Below are 17,706 nucleotides of genomic sequence, written 5' to 3' on the forward strand. Positions count from 1 at the left end.
TCTCCGGCTCAGCGGTCTTTCGGGTCCAGCGCGTCGCGCAGGCCGTCCCCGACGTAGTTGGCGCAGTACAGCGTGAGCGACAGCAGCCCGGCCGGGAACAGCAGGATCCACGGCGTGGTCTCCATCACCCCGGCACCGTCCTCGATCAGCACGCCCCAGCTGGTCATCGGCTCCTGCACCCCGAGGCCGAGGAAGGACAGCACCGACTCGGTCAGGATCACGCCCGGCACCGTCACCGTGGTGTAGATCACCACGATGCCCAGCAGATTGGGTACCACATGGCGGAAGATCAGCTGGCGCGTCGGCACGCCGATGGCGCGCGCCGCCTCGATGAACTCCTTGGAACGGATCGACAGCGTCTGGCCGCGTACCACGCGCGCCATGTCCATCCACGAAAACACCGTGATGGTCAGCACCACCAGGTAGAACTCGCGCCCCAGCAACGTCACCATCAGGATGGCGATCAAGAGGTAGGGCACGGCGTACATCATGTCGACCAGGCGCATCATCAGCGAGTCGACCTTGCCGCCGAAGAAGCCGGCGGTGGCGCCCCAGACGATGCCGATGGTGACCGAGGCGATGGTCGCCATCAGCCCCACCATCAGCGAGATGCGCCCGCCGATCAGGCTGCGCACCAAGAGGTCGCGCCCCAGCTCGTCGGTGCCGAACCAGTGCCCGCCCTTCAGCGTCGGCGCCACGCTCATGGCGTCCCAGTCGGTGCCGTCGAAGGCGTTGGGCAGGACCAGCGGCCCGACGATACAGGCCAGCGTGATCAGGGTCAGAATCACCAGGCTCGCCACGGCGGCCTTGTTGCGCAGGAAGCGGTGGCGGGCGTCGACCCAGGGGCTGCGCCCCTCGACCGGTGCCGCGGCGACGGCGCCGTCGAGTACCGCGGCCAGCGCCGATTGTTTGCGTTGGAACAGCATCACGATTCCTCGATCAGTAACGGATTTTCGGGTCGAGCAGCGCGTAGGCCAGGTCGACCAGCAGGTTCAGCACGACGGCAACCACGGTCACCAGCACTACCAGCCCTAGCACCAGGGTGTAGTCGCGGTTGGCGGCGCCATTGACGATCAGCTTGCCGATGCCGGGAATCGAGAACACCGACTCGGTCACCACGGCGGCGGTGATCGACGAGATTGCCAGCGGCCCCAGCACCGACACCACCGGCAGCAGCGCCGGCTTCAGTGCGTGGCGGAACACGATGGTGGAGAGCGGCAGGCCCTTGGCGCGCGCGGTGCGAATGAAGTTGCTGTTCAGCACCTCGATCAGGCTGCCGCGCATCACGCGGCCAATGGTCGAGACGTTAATGAAGGTCAAGAGCGCCATCGGCAGCAGCATGTAGCGCACGTCGAAATCGTTCCAGCCGCCGGCCGGCGCCACGCCGAGCCAGATCGCGAACACCATGATCAGCACCGGGCCGATCACGAACGACGGGAAGGCGCTGCCGATGTTGCCGATCAGCATCACCAGGTAATCGACCAGGCTGTTCTGGCGCAGCGCGGAGACGATGCCGAGACCGACGCCGATCACCAGCGAGATCAGCAGCGAGCCGCCGCCGATCGTGGCCGACACCGGCAGGGCCTTGGCCACCAGGTCGTTCACGCTCCAGTCGGCGTAGCGGAACGAGGCGCCCAGATCGCCCGAGAGCAGGCTCTTCAGGTAGTACAGGTATTGCTGCCACAGGGGCATGTCGAGGTGGTACTTGGCCTGCAGGTTGGCCAGCACGGCCTCCGATACCTTGCGTTCGCCGTCGAACGGCCCGCCAGGGGTGGCGTGCAGCATCAGATAACAGACGGTGATGACGACGAGCAGAGTCGGGATCGTCATCAGCACGCGGCGGAAAGCGTAAGACCACATGGGGCAAATCTCCTTGAGAACCTGTTCATGATCCTGCTACGCGTCCCTGATCGGGGCTCATGCGCTGCTCGACATCCTCATTGACCTTATGTCAACTCCGGTGTCTGCGCTGCTGTTCGCCCCGCTGAGGACCGCTCGCGACAGATCCTGAACAGTTTCTAAATACACGCGTCGCGCGCCCCTGCCCCACGTCCGCCCGGCACCCGGCCGTGACCGGCCGCGTCGTGGGGGAGGAACGAAGGAAAGGGGGAATCGCGTCGACGGAAACCGGCCACCACCCCGTCAGACGGGGCGGCAAGCCGGTCGGGAGGCTTGGAAGCCCCCCTGAACCTCATCTCAAGCGTAGAACCCATCAGCAGGACCGTTGCCTGATGAAGCGGGCTCGCAGAGCTTGTGAAAGAAATCGTTGCGAGCGCCATGAGGCCGGTTCGAGAAGCACAGCCGTACAAATGGTACGGCGAGCATCGCAGGGCCGGGATCGGGGCGCGCAGCAGATTTATTCACAAGCTCAGTGCTTGATGATGTACAGGTCCTTGCTGCGATAACGGTCCATCGGGTTCTTGGTGGAGTAGCCGCCAACGTAGGACTTGACCAGGCGCGGCACGGTGTACTGCAGCAGAGGCAGCGCCGGGTAGTCGTCCATGATCAGTTTGGTGGCCTGGGTCAGGAACTGCTTGCGCTTGGCCGGGTCGAGCGACTGGTTGCCCTGCTTGATCAGCTCTTCAGCCTTCGGGTTGCAGTTGAAGTTGTCGTTCTGGTCATTGCCGCACTGCACCAGGGCGAGGAAGGTGGTGGCGTCGTTGTAATCGGCCACCCAGCCGTTACGGCCGATCTGGTACTCGCCGTCATGACGCTTCTTCAGCAGCACCTTGAATTCCATGCTCTCCATGTCGGTGTTCAGGCCGAGCTTGGTCTTCCACTCCGAGGCGGCGAAGATCGCCATCTTCTTGTGGTATTCACTGGTGTTGTAGGCGAACTTGACCTTGGCGCCCGGCTGCACGCCGGCTTCGGCCAACAGCTTCTTGGCTTCGGCCACGCGCTTGGCCATCGGCCAGCCAGCCCAGTCGTAGCTGGTCACGTCGGCGCCGGCGGTGCCCTTGACGATCACGCTGTAAGCCGGGGCCTGACCGTCGGCAGTGATCTTCTTGGACAGGATGTCGCGGTCGATCACCATCGACAGCGCCTTGCGCACGCGCACGTCCTTCAGCAGCGGGTCCTTGTTGTTGAAGCCGTAGTAGCGCAGGCCGAGCATCGGCGCGTTGCGGATGTCCTTCGGGTATTCGGCCTTGTACTTGTCGTAGGTACCCGGCGGCAGCTGGTACACCCAGTCGTTCTCGCCGGACTGGAACAGCTTCACGTCGGCGAAGCCGTCTTCCACCGGCAGATAGGTCACCTTGTTCAACTGGACGTTCTTGACGTCCCAGTATTGCGGGTTCTTTTCCAGCACGATCTTGCTGTTGACCTGCCAGTCCTTCAGCATGAAGGCGCCGTTGCTGACCAGCTTGCCCGGCTTGGTCCAGTCCTTGCCGAACTTCTCGATGGCGGCCTTGGGCTGCGGGCCGAGCTGGTTGTTGGACACCAGCTCCGCCATGAAGGCCACCGGGTACGGTGTCTTGATCTCGAGGGTGTACTTGTCCAGCGCCTTCACGCCGACCTCGCTGGTCGGCTTCTTGCCCTCGGCAGCTTCCTTGCCGTTGAGCAGGAAGATGCCGTAGGTGGTGGCGTACGGGGAGGCGGTCTTGGGATCGAGGAAACGACGGATGCCATACACGAAGTCGTCAGCGGTCACTGGGGAGCCGTCTGACCATTTGGCGTTCTTGCGCAGGCTGAACACCCAGGTGGTCGGGTCCTTCTGCTTCCACGATTCGGCCACGCCCGGCATCACCTTGCCATCGGCGTCGGTAGCGGTCAGGCCCTCGAACAGGTCGCGGGTCAGGTTATTGGCACCGACCGATTCGGCCAGCGCCGGGTCCAGCGACTCGGTCTCGGAACCGTTGTTGCGCACCAGTTCCTGTTTGGCGTCCAGTTGCACCCCAGCCGGCACCTTGGCCGCCAGCGCCACACCCGATACACCGACCAGTGCCAGCGATACCGATACCGACATGGCGTGAAGCATCATCGTTTTTCTCATGCACTATTTCTCCTGTTGTCGCCCCGTAACGAGCGGGCTGTGGATCGCGTTGCCGTTTATCGCACTGCATGCGAATGGCCGGCTATTACGCCCCGGGGTGCTGGAATATCGAACCCACCCTCGAATTGGTTGCCGGAGTATTTCACAGATTTTTCATCACATCTACTCAGAAAAAAGCAATTTCTATGTTCATTTGTTATAAGCAAAAATACGCCGATTTCCTTCAATTTAAATTGAATAGCTCATTCAATATCAACTGTTTGCATGATCAATCGGGGAGGGGAAGCGAGCTTGATGGGCAACTTCAATGGCGCAGCCCGTGCCGCTCCAGCAACAGGTAGCCGCAGGGAATGATCAACAGCGTCAGGACCGTGGAGAAGATCAGCCCGCCGATCACCGCCACCGCCAGCGGACCGTTGGTTTCCGCCCCGGCGGAGAGGCCGAACGCGGCAGGCAGCATCGCCAGGATCACGGTAAGCGTGGTCATCAGCACCGGGCGCAGCCGGATCGGACAGCTCACGCGCAGGGCCTCGTCCACGGTCAGCCCCTGCACGTGGTACTGGTTGGTGATGTCCACCAGCAGGATGCCGTTCTTGGCCACCAGTCCGATCAGCAGCACCAGCCCGATCACCGAGTAGACGTTGAGGGTCTGCCCCGTCAGCCACAGCGCCAAGAGGCCGCCCACCAGCGCCAGCGGCTCGGCCAGCATGATCAAGGCGGGCTGGCGGAAGCTGTTGAACTGGGCGGCGAGGACCAGGTAGAGCATCAGCGACGCCAGCACGAACACCGCCACCAGCTCGCCGCCGGTGCGGTCGAGTTCGCGCGCCTCGTCGAGGAACTCGATGCGGTAGCCCGGCGGCAGAAACCTTGCCGCCTCGCGCCGCACCACTTGCATGGCGTCGGCCAGCGGCAGATCGGGCGAGCTGGTCAGCCCCACCGAGTACATTTGTCCCATGCGGCTGATCTGGGTCGGGCCGAGACGGTGCTGCACCTGCGCCACGCTGGAGAGCGGCACCAGCGTGCCGCTGGCGTTGCGCAGATACACCGCCTCCAGATCCTGCGGTCGGCTCAAGGCATAGTCCGCGGCCTGCAGCCGCACCTCGTAGCGCTCGCCGTCGCCATCGGAGAAATTGCCGATCTTGGCACTGCTGGTGAGCAGGTTGAGCGCATCCAGCAGGTCGGCCGTAGACAGCCCGGCGCGCGCCGCCGCCTCGCGCCGCACCGCCAGCGTCAGCTTCGGCAGGCGGTTTTCGGCACGGCGGTCGAAGCTGCCGAGCGCCGGGTAGCGCGCCAGGTGGTTGGCGAAGTCGTCCGCCAGCCGCCCGACCTGGTCCAGGTTCGGCCCCACCACGTTGAACTTGAACTGGCCGCCGCTGCTCTCGCCGGCGCGCGGGTAGGGATAGGCGGTGACCTTGACCCCCGGCACACTGCGCGCCGTCTTGCGCGCCGCCTTCATCACCGCGTCCTGGCTGCGCCGCCGTTCGGCGCGCGGCTTGAGCCTGACCACCATGCGCGTATCGTAGGCGTTGCGCCCGCTGAAGCCGCCGACCACCGCCAGCACCGCGTCCACTTCGGGAATCTGGGCCAGTTTTTTCTCGATCAGGCGGGTACGGTCGTCGTTGTACGCCAGGCTCGCGCCGACCGGGACCTTCACCGACATCTGGAAGCGCCCTTCATCCTCCTTGGGGTAGAACTCGACCTTGAGCTGGCTCAGCGAGGTCAGCCCGGCCACCACCAGCAGCATGGCGGCGACGAGCACGCTCCAGGGGTGATGCAGCGTCCACGACAGCATCACCTTGTAGACCCGCTCCAGGCTCTCGAACACCTGCTCGAAACCGCGGAAGACCCGACCGTGGCGCGGCTGGGCCTTGAGAAAGCGCGAACACAACATCGGCGTCAGCGTCACCGCCACCAGCAGCGACACCAGCACCCCGCACGACACCACCACGGCGAAGGTATTGAACAGGCGGCCGACGGTGCTCGACAGGAACACCACCGGCAGAAAGATCGCCACCAGCGCCAGGGTTGCCGCCACCACCGCGAACACCACCTCGCGCGCGCCATGGATCGCCGCCGGCACCGGGTCCTCGCCGTTTTCCTCGCGGCGGTGGATCGCCTCCAGCACGACGATGGCGTCGTCCACCACCACCCCGATCAGGAGCAGCAGCGCCAGCAGCGAAATGGCGTTGAAGGTATAGCCGAGGAAATACATCACCGCGGCGGCGCCCAGCAGCGACACCGGGATCGCCAGCGCCACGATCAGCGTGGCGCGCCAGTTGCGCAGGAACATCCACACCACCAGCGCCGCCAGCAGCGTGCCTTCCAGCAGGTGCTCCTGCAGCGCGCGCACCATCTCGCGGATGAAGTCGGCCGAGTTGCCGGCGATATCGAGCCGCAGCCCGGGCGGCAGCGTCGGCCGGATCTGGGTGTCGAGCCGCTTCAGCACCGCATCGACGATGGCCACGGTATTGGTGTTGGGGATGCGCACGATGCCGATGGTGACGCAAGGTTGCCCCTTGAAACGGCTCAGGGCCCGCACGTCGGCCTCGCCGTCGATCACCCGCGCCACCTCGCCCAGCTTGACCGGCGCCTGGCCGTACCAGCCGATCACCAGCCCCTTGAGCGCCGACACGCTGTGAAACTCCTGGTCGAGGTCGACCAGGTATTCGCGCGGGCCGTCGGTGAGGTAGCCGCCGGCTTCCTGGCGGTGCTCACGCGCGAAGGCGGTCTGCACCTCCTTGGCGGTCAGCTTGTAGGCGGCCAGCTGCACCGGGTCGAGCTCGACCCGGATCACCCGCTCGCCCCGCCCGCGGATGCCGACCTCGCCGACGCCGTCGATGGTTTCCAGTTGCTTCTTCAGCACGTTGTTGGCGAACAGATAGAGCTCGCGCTCGGTGCGGTTGCCGGTCAGCGCCAGGAACAGGATCGGCGAGGCGTTGTCGTCGGTCTTGCTGATCACCGGCGATTCCGCCTGTTCGGGCAGGCTGCGCCGCACCTGCTCGATCTTGCTCTGCACCTCGGCGAAGGCGACGTTGATGTCCTTGTCGAGATCGAACAGGATGGTCACCGAGGAACGCCCGGTGTAGGACGTGGAATCGAGAATATCGACCCCCGGTATGCCGTTGACTGCGGCCTCGATGACCTGGGTCACGCTCTGATCGATCACCTCCGGCGAGGCACCGGGCAGGCGGGTGCTCACGGTCAGCACCGGCTGCTCGATCGCCGGGTAGCGGTCCACCCCGATGCGCTGGTAGGCCACCACGCCGAACAGCACTACCACTGCCGACAGCACGAAGGCCAGCACATGGCGCCGCACGAACAGTTCGATCAGACGCACCTGGCTTACCCTCCGCCCGAGGCCGGCGCTTGGCCGTCAGCCGTGCCCGTCGGCTTGACGCGGGCCTTGTCGCTCAGGAAGCCGGCGCCGTCCACCGCCACCGTCTCCCCCGCTTTGAGGCCGGAGACGATCTCGACCCAGTCGCCGGCTTGCAGCCCGGTGGCGACGGCCCGTTCACGCGCCTTGCCCTTCTGCACCACGTACACCACCGACCCCTTGGGGCGCTCGACCAGCGCCGGCAGCGGCACCGCCAGCGCGGTTTTTTCGGCCAACGTCAGCTCGCCGTCGAGGGCATCGCCGACACGCCACGCGGTGTCGCTCGGCAAGGGCGCGTACGCGACGCGGGCCCGGCTGGCGACGTCGAAGCCGGCGCGCACCTCGCTCAGCCTGACCTCGCGCTGCCGCGTGCCATCGCTCAGGCGCAATGCCTGCCCGGGCTGCAAGCGCTGGCCGGCTTCGCCGCCGACCGCCAGCCGGACGCGGCGTGCGCCGCTGGCATTGATGCGGAACAAGACCTTGCCGACGCCGACAAAATCGCCGACGTTGACCAGGCGCGCCTCCAGTTGCCCGGAGAGCGGCGCCACGATCACCGCCTTGCCGGCATCGCGCGCCTTGATCGCGGCGGCCGCCTCGGCCGCGGCCAGCTGCTGCTGCAGCGCCGCCAGCGCCGACGACGACGACTCCATCGCCGACGGCGAGATGAAGCCGCGCTCGACCAGCATGCTGTCGCGCTTGACCTGCGACATCTGCTGCATCACCAGCGCCTGCAGGCGTTCGACCTCGGCATTGGCCATGCGCCGGGCATCGACGAGATTGGCGGCATCGAGCCGCGCCAGCGGCTGGCCGGCCGTCACCGCCTGCCCTTCCTCCACCAGCACCGCGGTGACCTGCCCGCTGACCTCGGCCGCCACTTCCGGCGCCACCGCGGCCTCGACTTCGGCATACACGCGCAGCGTCTCGTCCAGTTCGCGCGGCACCACCGTCAGCGTACTAATGTTGAGCGCCGGTTTGTCGCCGTCGCCCGCTGCCTTGCCCGCCGGCTCCCGACCGCATGCAGCGGCCAGCAGCAAGGCCAGCGCCATATAAACCCGAACGCGCATCGTGAATGCTCACCCCGCGTGATTTGCCGGTATTGATAAGCACAGTATGGTTCATTTCGGCCGCACTCGTGACAGGCATAAAAAAAACCCGGACAAGTCCGGGTTTCAGGCTGCTGACAAAGGGCTTTGATGCGTTGTTACAGGACCCGGCAAAGCCGGGCCTCTCCATCACGGTTGTTGATTCCGCAGCCTCCCAATCCATTCCCAATCCCTCGCTGAGCCAATCGAAGATTGGCACGCAGTCCGCCCTTGCCCTGCAAGGGAGCCTCGCTACGCTCAAAAGGGACTATCAACAGGGGACAAACGCTCAGAGCAGCTTCCAGCCGATGCTCTCGCCGGCACGCAGCGGCACCAGCTCCTGATCGCCGTAAGGCAGGGTGGCGGGCACGGTCCAGCTCTCCTTCACCAGCGTGATGGTGCCGGCGTTGCGCGGCAGGCCGTAGAACGCCGGGCCGTGGAAGCTGGCGAAGCCCTCCAGCTTGTCCAGCGCATCGGCTGCCTCGAAGGCCTCGGCGTAGAGCTCGATGGCGGCGTTGGCGGTGTACATGCCGGCGCAGCCGCAGCTGTTCTCCTTGGTGTGGCGGGCGTGCGGCGCGCTGTCGGTGCCGAGGAAGAACTTGGTGCTGCCCGAGGTCGCCGCCTTGACCAGCGCCTGGCGATGCAGCTCGCGCTTCAGTACCGGCAGACAGTAGTGATGCGGACGGATGCCGCCAACGAAAATGGCGTTGCGGTTCATCAGCAGATGATGCGCGGTGATGGTGGCGGCGACGTTGGCCGGCGCGGCGGCGACGTACTCGGCGGCGTCCTGGGTGGTGATGTGCTCGAACACCACCTTCAGTTCAGGCAGGCGCGCCAACAGCGGCTGGAACACGCGCTCGATGAACACCGCCTCGCGGTCGAACACGTCCACCGCCGGGTCGGTGACTTCACCGTGCACCAAAAGCGGCAGGCCGATCTCGGCCATCGCCTCGAGCGCCGGCATGGCCTTGTCGATGCTGGTGACGCCGGCATCGGAGTTGGTGGTGGCGCCGGCCGGGTACAGCTTGACGCCGTGCACGAAACCGCTGGCCTTGGCCTTCTTCACTTCCTCGGCCGAGGTGTTGTCGGTCAGGTACAGCGTCATCAGCGGCTCGAAGGCGCTGCCGGCCGGGCGCGCGGCAAGCACGCGCTCGCGGTAGGCGGCGGCGGCCTCCACCGTGGTCACCGGCGGCTTGAGGTTGGGCATGATGATGGCGCGGCCCATCTGGCGACAGGTATCGGGCAGCACCGCCGCCAGCGCGGCGTCGTCGCGTACGTGCAGGTGCCAGTCATCGGGGCGGGTCAGGGTCAGCTTCACGGGCAGGTCTTTCTCGGTCGGGTCCGGCCTTCTCGGGCACCGGACGCGGGTGGTTCAGGGTGTCGACTTGGCGTTATGGTATGACACTTACGCCAGACACGCTTACTTGCGGCGGATCACCATGCGGAACTTGCCTTCCGCCGTGGTTTCCGAAGCCAGCAGCGCATTGCCGGTCTGGCGACAGAACGCCTCGAAGTCCTTCGGCGCCCCGGGATCGGTGGCGATCACTTCCAGCACCGTACCGCTGTCCATCTCGGCCAGGGCTTTCTTCGAGCGCAGGATGGGGAGCGGACAATTCAGTCCGGAAAGGTCGATCAGTCTGTCTGGCTGCATAGCGGCTTCTCCGCGCCATTCACGTTACAATAATCCGCTTATTTTACGCCGTGTTGGGCACGGCCCCAAGCCTGGTTCCGCCTTGAGCCAGCGCTTCGGCCCCGCGCCCGCCGCTCCGGATTCTCGCCATGTGCCTGATCGCCTTCGCCTACAAGACCGCCGCCCTCGGCCCGCTGGTGCTGCTCGCCAACCGTGACGAATACTACGCGCGCCCGTCCGCGCCGCTCGACTGGTGGGCACCGGAACATCCGGACACGCTGGGCGGACGCGATCTGCAGGCGGGAGGCAGCTGGCTGGCGCTCGACAAGCGCGGCCGCTTCGCCGCCATCACCAATATCCGCGAGGGCCTGGCACGCCGCGGCGAGCGTACGCGGGGTGAGCTGGTAGCACGCTTCGTCACCGGCGAGGACAGCGCGCTGGCGTTCGCCGCCTGGCTCAAGGCCGAGCACGGCCGCTACGCCCCGTTCAACTTGCTGTTCGGCCAGCTCGACGACCTCTACCATTTCCACAGCCGCGGCGCGCGCCTCACCCGTCTCACCCCGGGCATCCACACCCTGTCCAACGCCACGCTGGACACGCCATGGCCCAAGGCGCAAAGGTTGGCCGAAGCCCTGCGCGGCCTGGCCCGCCCGCCATCCGAGGCCGAGGCCTTCCACTGGCTGGCCGACGACCATATGCCGCCGGTGGAGCAGTTGCCCAACAGCGGGGTCGGGCTGGCCATGGAAAAGCGGCTCGCCCCGATCTTCATCCATGGCCGCGACTACGGCACGCGCAGCTCCATGCTGTTGACCGTGGCAGGGCGCGGCGATGTACACTTTTCGGAATTGACCTGGAGCATGGCCGGCCGCGAGGCCGGACGACGGCACTACAGCCTGCGCCCGCTCCAGTCCCCCAGGAGACCCCTTTGAAACGATTGATCACGTTGCTGGCGCTGAGCGCCGGCACGCTCGCTGCCAGCGCTCATGCCGGCGACAACAAACGCTCGTATTCCACCTACGCCTTCGACGACGAAAAACCGTGGGAGGAAGGGAGCTACACCCTGCCCGCCTACCCGGCCGACGCCGACTGGGTCGGTTTCTTCGTGCACCACACGCTGCAAAACCAGTACTTCGTCGATGCCAAGAGCGTGAGCGTGGCGGATGGGCAACTGGTGCGCTACGTCGTCAAGGTGGTGAGCCCATCCGGCGCAGTCAACCTCAGCGCGGAAGGCCTGCAATGCCGGCAGAAGCAGGTTCGCAGCTACGCCTTCGGCGACACCATCAACAAGCGCTGGATCGAATCGATGAAACCGGTATGGCGCAACATCGAATACGGCGACTTGCTGCACCGCCGCCTGCACGAAAACCTGTGCCAGGACAACTGGGCGCCCAAAACGACCGAGGAAGCGGTGGCCTTGATGCGCAAGGCGCCGTGGCGTTGAGACGGCCAACCACATGACAGCACGCTGAAAAACCGGCAGCATGGCAGGATCGTCGTTTCCCCATGCTGCCCTGATGCCTCCCTCGCTGATCGGCCTGATTCAGGTCCTGCTTTCCGCCGTCGCCTTCGGCACCATGGCCATCCTGGCCCGTTTCGCCTACGCCGACGGCACCACCACCACCACCCTGCTGCTGCTGCGCTTCGTCATCGCCGGCCTGGTGCTGCTGCCCTGGGTGGCGCTGCAACGCCTGCCTTGGCCAACCGGCCGTGCGCTGCTGGCGCTGATCGTGATGGGTGCGGTGGGCTACGCCGGCATGTCGGCGTGTTACTTCAACGCGCTCAACCATGCCTCGGCCGGCACCGTGGCACTGCTGCTCTACCTCTACCCGGTGCTGGTGCTGCTGCTGTCGATGCTGCTGGGCGAGCGCCTGACCAGCCTGCGCCTGATCGCCCTGCTGCTGGCCCTGTCCGGCCTCGCGGTGACCATCGGCCTGGAATTCTCGGCGCGCCCGCTCGGGCTGTTGCTGGGCGTGGGGGCGGCCCTGATCTATTCCTGCTACATCCTGATCGGCAGCCGCTTCACCGCGGGCACCCACCCGCTCGCCGCGACCTGCGTGGTGATCCTGTCCGCCGCCGCCAGCTATGTCCTGCAAAGCACCTGGCAGGGCTGGGGGCCGCCGCACTCGGCGCGCGGCTGGCTGGCGATCGTGATGATGGCGCTGATCTGCACCGTGGCGGCGGTGGCCTTGTTTCTCAACGGACTGGAAAAAATCGGCGCGACGCGCGCCTCGCTGGTTTCCACGGTGGAGCCGGTCGTCACCCTGCTGCTGGCCTGGGGGCTGCTGGGCGAGCCGATCGGGCTGTCGCAGGCGCTGGGGGGACTGCTGATCCTGGGCGCGGTGCTGCTGGTCAGCCGCGAGGCCGACCCCAAGCGCACCGAGCTGACCGAACTGCACGACTGAGCCGGCCTCCGCCGGGCTGCCGCGCCAGCCCGGCGGCAGGCGTCTTCATGGCTGGGGGCATGCCCGCCCGGGGTAGCCCGGCAGGCCGGCGGCGTCCGGCAGACACGCCAGCCGGGCGGCTTCGCGCAGCCGCTCCACCAGCGTGGCGCGCGTCACCGGCGCCCAGTGCAGCCGCTCGCCCAGGTAACGCGCCCAGGCGAACTCGACGAAATAGACCTCGTCGCCCTTGTCGAACAACCCGGCACGCTGGGCAAACCCCGCCAGCGAACGGTAGGGATAATCAGGCAGGTCCTGGATGCGGCGCGGCAACGTCTCGGGCCGCACCGGCCTGCCCTGCTGGTCGGCCAGCCAGGCCCAGTGATGTGCCTGCATCTCGGGCCAGAACGTCGCCGGGTTATCCAACCGCCCCTCGATCACCACCGGCACCTCGCGCTGGCCCAGCGCCCACAGCTCGCGCGTCAGGTGATGGCCGTCCACCAGGTAATAGCCGGCGTCCGGCCCGATCACCACCGGGATGCGCTTCTTGAGCATGTACTTGTGCAGCTTGGCGAGCGGCTTCTTGCCGAGATGCGCCAGGTCCTGCTGCACCTGCAGCAGACCGATGCCGGGCTGGGTCGGGTGCAGCGCTCCGATCGCCAGCTGGCACACCGCACCCACCGGCGTGTCGGGCGTGCAGGCGTCTTCGGCCGCGGCCAGCGGTGCGGCAAGCAGCAGCGCCAGCCACAGTAACAGGGTCTTCATCCGCCTCTCACGCCTTCCAGTGCCCCGACTTGCCGCCCTCTTTTTCCAGCAGGCGCACGCCGGTGATTTCCATGCCGCGGTCCACCGCCTTGCACATGTCGTAAATGGTCAGGAGGCCGACGTTGACCGCGGTCAGCGCTTCCATCTCGACGCCGGTTCGGCCGACGGTTTCCGCCGTCACCTCGAGACGCACCGCCGAATCCGCTTCGAGCAGGGTGAATTCGGTGCCGACCCGGGTCAGCGCGATGGGATGGCACAGCGGAATCAGGTCGGCAGTGCGCTTGGACGCCATGATGGCGGCGATGCGGGCGATGCCGAGCACATCGCCCTTCTGGTGGCCGCCGTCGCGGATCAGCGCGAAGGTGGCGGGCAGCATGCGGATCACGCCCTCGGCCACGGCACGACGGCGGCTCTCGTTCTTGGCGCCGACGTCCACCATATGGGCCTGGCCCTGGGAGTCGAAATGGGTCAGTTCGGACACGGGGGTCTCCTGGGAATGGGAAGGGGCCGGTCAGCGCGCGGCCAGGTTGGCCGAAGGCTTGGCGCAGCCGGTTAGAACCTGTTTACGATCTGCTGCGCGTCGGCGATACGGCGTTAAAAACGTCTTCGGAATGCTCATTTACCACGGGTAAACTCCGCTTCCTCAGCCGTTTTTGCCATGTCTCGCTCTAGCTCACGAGATCGTAAACAGGCTCTTAGAGCCGAGAGTGTGGCGCTAGCGCAAGAAACGCGCAATCAGCCAGAAGAAGGTAATCGCCCCCGCCAACAGACCAGACCAGCGGATCAGACGGCCGGCGCGCTGCAGGTAGTCGCGGTTGCGCGTCAGCGCGTAGCTGATCAATGCCCAGCCCAGCACCAGGATGGCGCCGTACAGCCACAAGCGCAGCACCCACAGCATCAGCCGCGCCCGCTCCGCGGCAAGGCCGGGGCCGCCATCACACCACCTCGGGCAGGCGGTGGAAGCTCGACGGCACCTCGGCGGGATCGCTGAAGCTGACGTACTCCCAGGCGCCGGGGGTGGCGAGCAGGCTACGCAGCAGCTGGTTGTTGAGGGCGTGGCCGGACTTGCACCCGGAGAACGCCGCAATCAGCGGATGGCCGACGATGTAGAGGTCGCCGATGGCGTCGAGAATCTTGTGACGCACGAACTCGTCGGGAAAGCGCAGGCCTTCCGGATTGAGCACGTACTCGTCATCGATGACGATGGCGTTGTCGAGACTGCCGCCCAGGCCCAGGCCGTGCTGACGCATGTACTCGACCTCGTGCATGAAGCCGAAGGTGCGGGCACGGCTGATCTCGTCGATGTAGGAGCGCCGGGAAAAATCGATCTCCACCGTCTGCGGCGCGCGGTTGAACGCCGGATGGTTGAACTCGATGGCGAGCTCGACCTTGAAGCCGTCGTACGGCTCGAGACGCACCCACTTGTCGCCCTCGCGCACCTCGACCGGCTTCAGTACCCGGATGAAGCGCTTGGGCACCGTCTGCTCGACGATGCCGGCGGACTGCAGCAGGTAGATGAAGGGGGCCGCGGAGCCGTCCATGATCGGCATTTCCGCGGCGGTCACCTCCACCACCAGGTTGTCGATACCGAGCCCGGCAAAGGCCGACATCAGGTGTTCGATGGTGCCGACACGCACGCCGGTCGGGGTGACCAGCGTGGAGGAGAGGCGCGTGTCGTTCACCAGCGAGGGATCCACCTTCACGTCTTCCGACCCGGGCAAGTCGGTGCGACGGAATACGATCCCGCTGTCGGGCGCGGCAGGCAGCAGGGTGAGCTTCACCCGCTCGCCGGAATGCAAGCCGACGCCCGTGGCGCTAATCGCTTGTCGTAGCGTGCGCTGCAATATCATCAGTGACTTCCTACCTGCTATCCGGACGCAAGCATTCTAGCACAGCCGAAAGCTGCACTTTATTGATTGCTCAGACCACATCGATAGCTTATGACAATCAGTCGGCCTGCTTGCGCAGGAAGGCCGGGATGTCATACGACTCGCTCACTTCCGGATTGGAAAAGTCGGTCGAGGTCGGCGTGCGACGGCCGCGCTGACGCATGATGGCCGGGGTATCGAAGTCGTCGTAGTTCAGCGTGTCGCCGACGCGGTCGTCGGTGCCGGTCTTGACGATCTTGATGTACTCCGGACGCTCCTCGCGCGGGGCGGCCTTCTTGGCGCTGCCCAGGCCGGTGGCGATCAGGGTCACGCGGATGGTGTCTTCCGGCATGTCTTCCACTTCGGCGGTACCGAACTTGATCTGCGCCTCGTCGTCGGCGTAATGACGCACGATACCCATGATCTCGCGGTATTCGCTCATCTTCAGGCAACCCGGGGCGGTGGAGATGTTCACCAGCACGCCGCGCGCACCTTCCAGCGTGATGTTGTCGAGCAGCGGGCTGGCCACGGCCTGTTCCGCGGCGACGCGGGCGCGGTCGATGCCGGAGGCGTAGGCGGACCCCATCATCGCCAGGCCCATCTCGCCCATCACGGTACGCACGTCGGCGAAGTCGACGTTGATCAGACCCGGGCAGGTGATCACTTCGGCGATGCCGGCCACGGCGCCCTTGAGCACGTCGTCGGCGGCGCGGAACGCTTCGCGCATGGTGACGTCTTCACCCAGCACTTCCATCAGCTTCTCGTTGGGGATGACGATCAGCGAGTCGACGTGCTTCTTCAGATCCTCGATGCCGTTCTGCGCCACTTTCTGACGCTTGCCCTCATGGTCGAACGGACGCGTCACCACGCCCACGGTGAGGATGCCCAGCTCGCGCGCCACTTCGGCCACCACCGGCGCCGCGCCGGTGCCGGTACCACCGCCCATGCCGGCGGTGACGAACACCATGTTGGAGCCGCGCAGCATCTCGGCGATGCGCTCGCGGTCTTCCAGCGCGGCGCTGCGGCCCACTTCCGGATTGGCGCCGGCGCCCAGACCCTTGGTCAGGTTGTTGCCCAGCTGCAGCTTCTGCGAGGCGCGGTTGCGCTTGAGCGCCTGCGCGTCGGTGTTGGCGCAGATGAACTCGACGCCGCGCACGTTGTTGTCGATCATGTTGTCGATGGCGTTGCATCCGCCGCCGCCGACCCCGATCACCTTGATGACAGCCTCTTGGGCGGTCTCCTGCATTACTTCGAATACCATCGTGCTCATTTTCCCTCTCCTCAATAAAGATGAGCTAACCCAAACGATTGACTACTTGCCCGTACTGCACCGGCCCGCCCCGCCACGCGCCGACCCGAAGTCGGCAGGCGTGGCCAGGCCCTTAGAAGTTGCCGGCAAACCATGCTTTCATGCGCGAGATCATCTGCCCCAGCCCGGCGGACTCGGTCTTGTTTCCCACGTAACTGCTGTGAATCTGTTCCTTGCCGTGCAGCAGCAGGCCGACCCCGGTGGAGAAGCGCGGCGTCTTCACCACTTCGGCCAGGCCGCCGACGTACTTCGGCACGCCGATGCGCACCGGCAGGTGGAATACCTCTTCGGCCAACTCGACCATCCCCGGCATCAGGCTGGCGCCACCGGTCAGCACCATGCCGGACGACAGCATTTCCTCGAAGCCGCTACGGCGCAGTTCCTGCTGCACCAGCTGGAACAGCTCCTCGACGCGCGGTTCGATCACTTCGGCCAGGGTGGAGCGCGACATCTGGCGCGGTCCGCGCTCGCCCACCCCCGGCACCTCGATCATCTGCCCCGGATCGGCCAGGCTGACCAGCGCCACGCCGTGCTGGATCTTGATGTCCTCGGCCTCCTTGGTCGGGGTACGCAGCGCCATGGCGATGTCGTTGGTGATCTGGTCGCCGGCGATCGGAATCACCGCGGTGTGGCGGATGGCGCCGTTGGCGTACACCGCGATGTCGGTGGTGCCGCCGCCGATGTCGATCAGGCACACCCCCAGATCCTTCTCGTCCTCGGACAGCACCGCCAGCGCCGAGGCCATCGGCTGCAGCACCAGGTCGGAGGTTTCCAGGCCGCAGCGCCGCACGCACTTGGTGACGTTCTGCGCCGCCGACACCGCGCCGGTGACGATGTGCACCTTGGCCTCCAGACGCACACCGCTCATGCCCAGCGGCTCGCGCACGCCCTCCTGGCCGTCGATGCTGTATTCCTGGGTCAGGATGTGCAGCACCTGGTGGTCCGGCGGGATGGTCACCGCGCGCGCGGTCTCGATCACGCGGTCGATGTCCATCTGCATCACCTCGCGGTCCTTGATCGCCACCATGCCGTGCGAGTTGACGCTCTTGATGTGGCTGCCGGCGATGCCGGTAAACACCTCGTGGATCTTGCAGTCGGCCATCAGCTCGGCCTCTTCCAGCGCGCGCTGGATGGCCTGCACGGTGGATTCGATGTTGACCACCATGCCGCGCTTCAGACCGCGCGACGGCGTCTGCCCCATACCGATGATATTGAGCTGTCCGTCCTCGAGGACTTCCGCGACGATCGCCACGATCTTCGACGTGCCGATGTCGAGGCCAACCAGCATGTTCTTGCTTTCTTTCGGTTTG

Annotated in this window: 16 protein-coding genes; 3 read left to right on the plus strand and 13 right to left on the minus strand. The window is 65.9% G+C overall.

Annotated features, from left to right (window positions below; all coding sequences use genetic code 11):
* Window positions 1–8: 8 nt before the first annotated feature.
* The 7 genes from B9N72_RS00665 to B9N72_RS00695 all read right to left on the minus strand — a co-directional run bounded on the left by B9N72_RS00665 (window position 9) and on the right by B9N72_RS00695 (window position 10,097).
* Window positions 9–926: an ABC transporter permease subunit gene (locus B9N72_RS00665; protein WP_085274531.1), complete on the minus strand. Its 918-nt coding sequence runs from the start codon at window positions 924–926 to the stop codon at window positions 9–11.
* A gap of 13 nt (window positions 927–939) precedes the next feature.
* Entirely contained in the window at window positions 940–1,860 is a 921-nt protein-coding gene (gene oppB, locus B9N72_RS00670) for an oligopeptide ABC transporter permease OppB (protein ID WP_085274532.1), read from the minus strand.
* 508 nt (window positions 1,861–2,368) lie between these two features.
* Complete coding sequence (locus tag B9N72_RS00675) at window positions 2,369–3,991, minus strand: peptide ABC transporter substrate-binding protein (protein WP_085274533.1); 1,623 nt, start codon at window positions 3,989–3,991, stop codon at window positions 2,369–2,371.
* Between the two features lie 304 nt (window positions 3,992–4,295).
* Entirely contained in the window at window positions 4,296–7,328 is a 3,033-nt protein-coding gene (locus B9N72_RS00680; protein WP_085274534.1) for an efflux RND transporter permease subunit, read from the minus strand.
* A 5-nt stretch (window positions 7,329–7,333) separates the two neighbouring features.
* Window positions 7,334–8,428, minus strand: a complete 1,095-nt coding sequence (locus tag B9N72_RS00685; protein WP_085274535.1) for an efflux RND transporter periplasmic adaptor subunit — start codon at window positions 8,426–8,428, stop codon at window positions 7,334–7,336.
* Between the two features lie 307 nt (window positions 8,429–8,735).
* A complete protein-coding gene (gene pyrC / locus B9N72_RS00690) occupies window positions 8,736–9,764 on the minus strand; it encodes a dihydroorotase (protein WP_085274536.1) in 1,029 nt (342 codons plus the stop codon).
* A 102-nt stretch (window positions 9,765–9,866) separates the two neighbouring features.
* Complete coding sequence (locus B9N72_RS00695; RefSeq protein WP_008954716.1) at window positions 9,867–10,097, minus strand: sulfurtransferase TusA family protein; 231 nt, start codon at window positions 10,095–10,097, stop codon at window positions 9,867–9,869.
* Window positions 10,098–10,225: 128 nt separating this feature from the next.
* Here B9N72_RS00695 and B9N72_RS00700 point away from each other — a divergent pair, with 128 nt between their 5' ends.
* The 3 genes from B9N72_RS00700 to B9N72_RS00710 are packed head-to-tail and all read left to right on the plus strand — an operon-like array spanning window position 10,226 to window position 12,478.
* Window positions 10,226–11,005 carry an NRDE family protein gene (locus B9N72_RS00700; protein ID WP_085274537.1) on the plus strand — a complete coding sequence of 260 codons (780 nt, stop codon included), beginning with the start codon at window positions 10,226–10,228 and terminating at the stop codon, window positions 11,003–11,005.
* On the plus strand, window positions 11,002–11,517 hold the full coding sequence (locus tag B9N72_RS00705; RefSeq protein WP_085274538.1) for a CNP1-like family protein: 516 nt from the start codon (window positions 11,002–11,004) through the stop codon (window positions 11,515–11,517). Before B9N72_RS00700 ends, B9N72_RS00705 begins: the two co-directional genes overlap by 4 nt.
* Before the next feature lie 40 nt (window positions 11,518–11,557).
* Window positions 11,558–12,478: a DMT family transporter gene (locus tag B9N72_RS00710; RefSeq protein WP_234985852.1), complete on the plus strand. Its 921-nt coding sequence runs from the start codon at window positions 11,558–11,560 to the stop codon at window positions 12,476–12,478.
* A gap of 45 nt (window positions 12,479–12,523) precedes the next feature.
* On the opposite strand, the gene B9N72_RS00715 is transcribed toward B9N72_RS00710, so the two are convergent.
* From B9N72_RS00715 to ftsA, 6 genes are all read right to left on the minus strand, one after another.
* Complete coding sequence (locus B9N72_RS00715) at window positions 12,524–13,219, minus strand: ParB-like protein (protein WP_085274540.1); 696 nt, start codon at window positions 13,217–13,219, stop codon at window positions 12,524–12,526.
* 7 nt (window positions 13,220–13,226) lie between these two features.
* On the minus strand, window positions 13,227–13,700 hold the full coding sequence (moaC, locus tag B9N72_RS00720; protein WP_085274541.1) for a cyclic pyranopterin monophosphate synthase MoaC: 474 nt from the start codon (window positions 13,698–13,700) through the stop codon (window positions 13,227–13,229).
* Between the two features lie 234 nt (window positions 13,701–13,934).
* The gene (locus tag B9N72_RS00725) at window positions 13,935–14,117 is read right to left on the minus strand and encodes a hypothetical protein (protein WP_085274542.1); all 183 of its coding nucleotides are present in this window, start codon (window positions 14,115–14,117) and stop codon (window positions 13,935–13,937) included.
* A 37-nt stretch (window positions 14,118–14,154) separates the two neighbouring features.
* On the minus strand, window positions 14,155–15,066 hold the full coding sequence (gene lpxC, locus B9N72_RS00730; RefSeq protein ID WP_200810860.1) for a UDP-3-O-acyl-N-acetylglucosamine deacetylase: 912 nt from the start codon (window positions 15,064–15,066) through the stop codon (window positions 14,155–14,157).
* Window positions 15,067–15,166: 100 nt separating this feature from the next.
* A complete protein-coding gene (gene ftsZ, locus B9N72_RS00735; RefSeq protein WP_085274544.1) occupies window positions 15,167–16,357 on the minus strand; it encodes a cell division protein FtsZ in 1,191 nt (396 codons plus the stop codon).
* A 112-nt stretch (window positions 16,358–16,469) separates the two neighbouring features.
* Window positions 16,470–17,684: a cell division protein FtsA gene (gene ftsA, locus B9N72_RS00740; protein WP_232503556.1), complete on the minus strand. Its 1,215-nt coding sequence runs from the start codon at window positions 17,682–17,684 to the stop codon at window positions 16,470–16,472.
* Window positions 17,685–17,706 lie beyond the last annotated feature (22 nt).

This window comes from Pseudogulbenkiania subflava DSM 22618 (assembly GCF_900177275.1).
Taxonomy (GTDB): domain Bacteria; phylum Pseudomonadota; class Gammaproteobacteria; order Burkholderiales; family Chromobacteriaceae; genus Pseudogulbenkiania; species Pseudogulbenkiania subflava.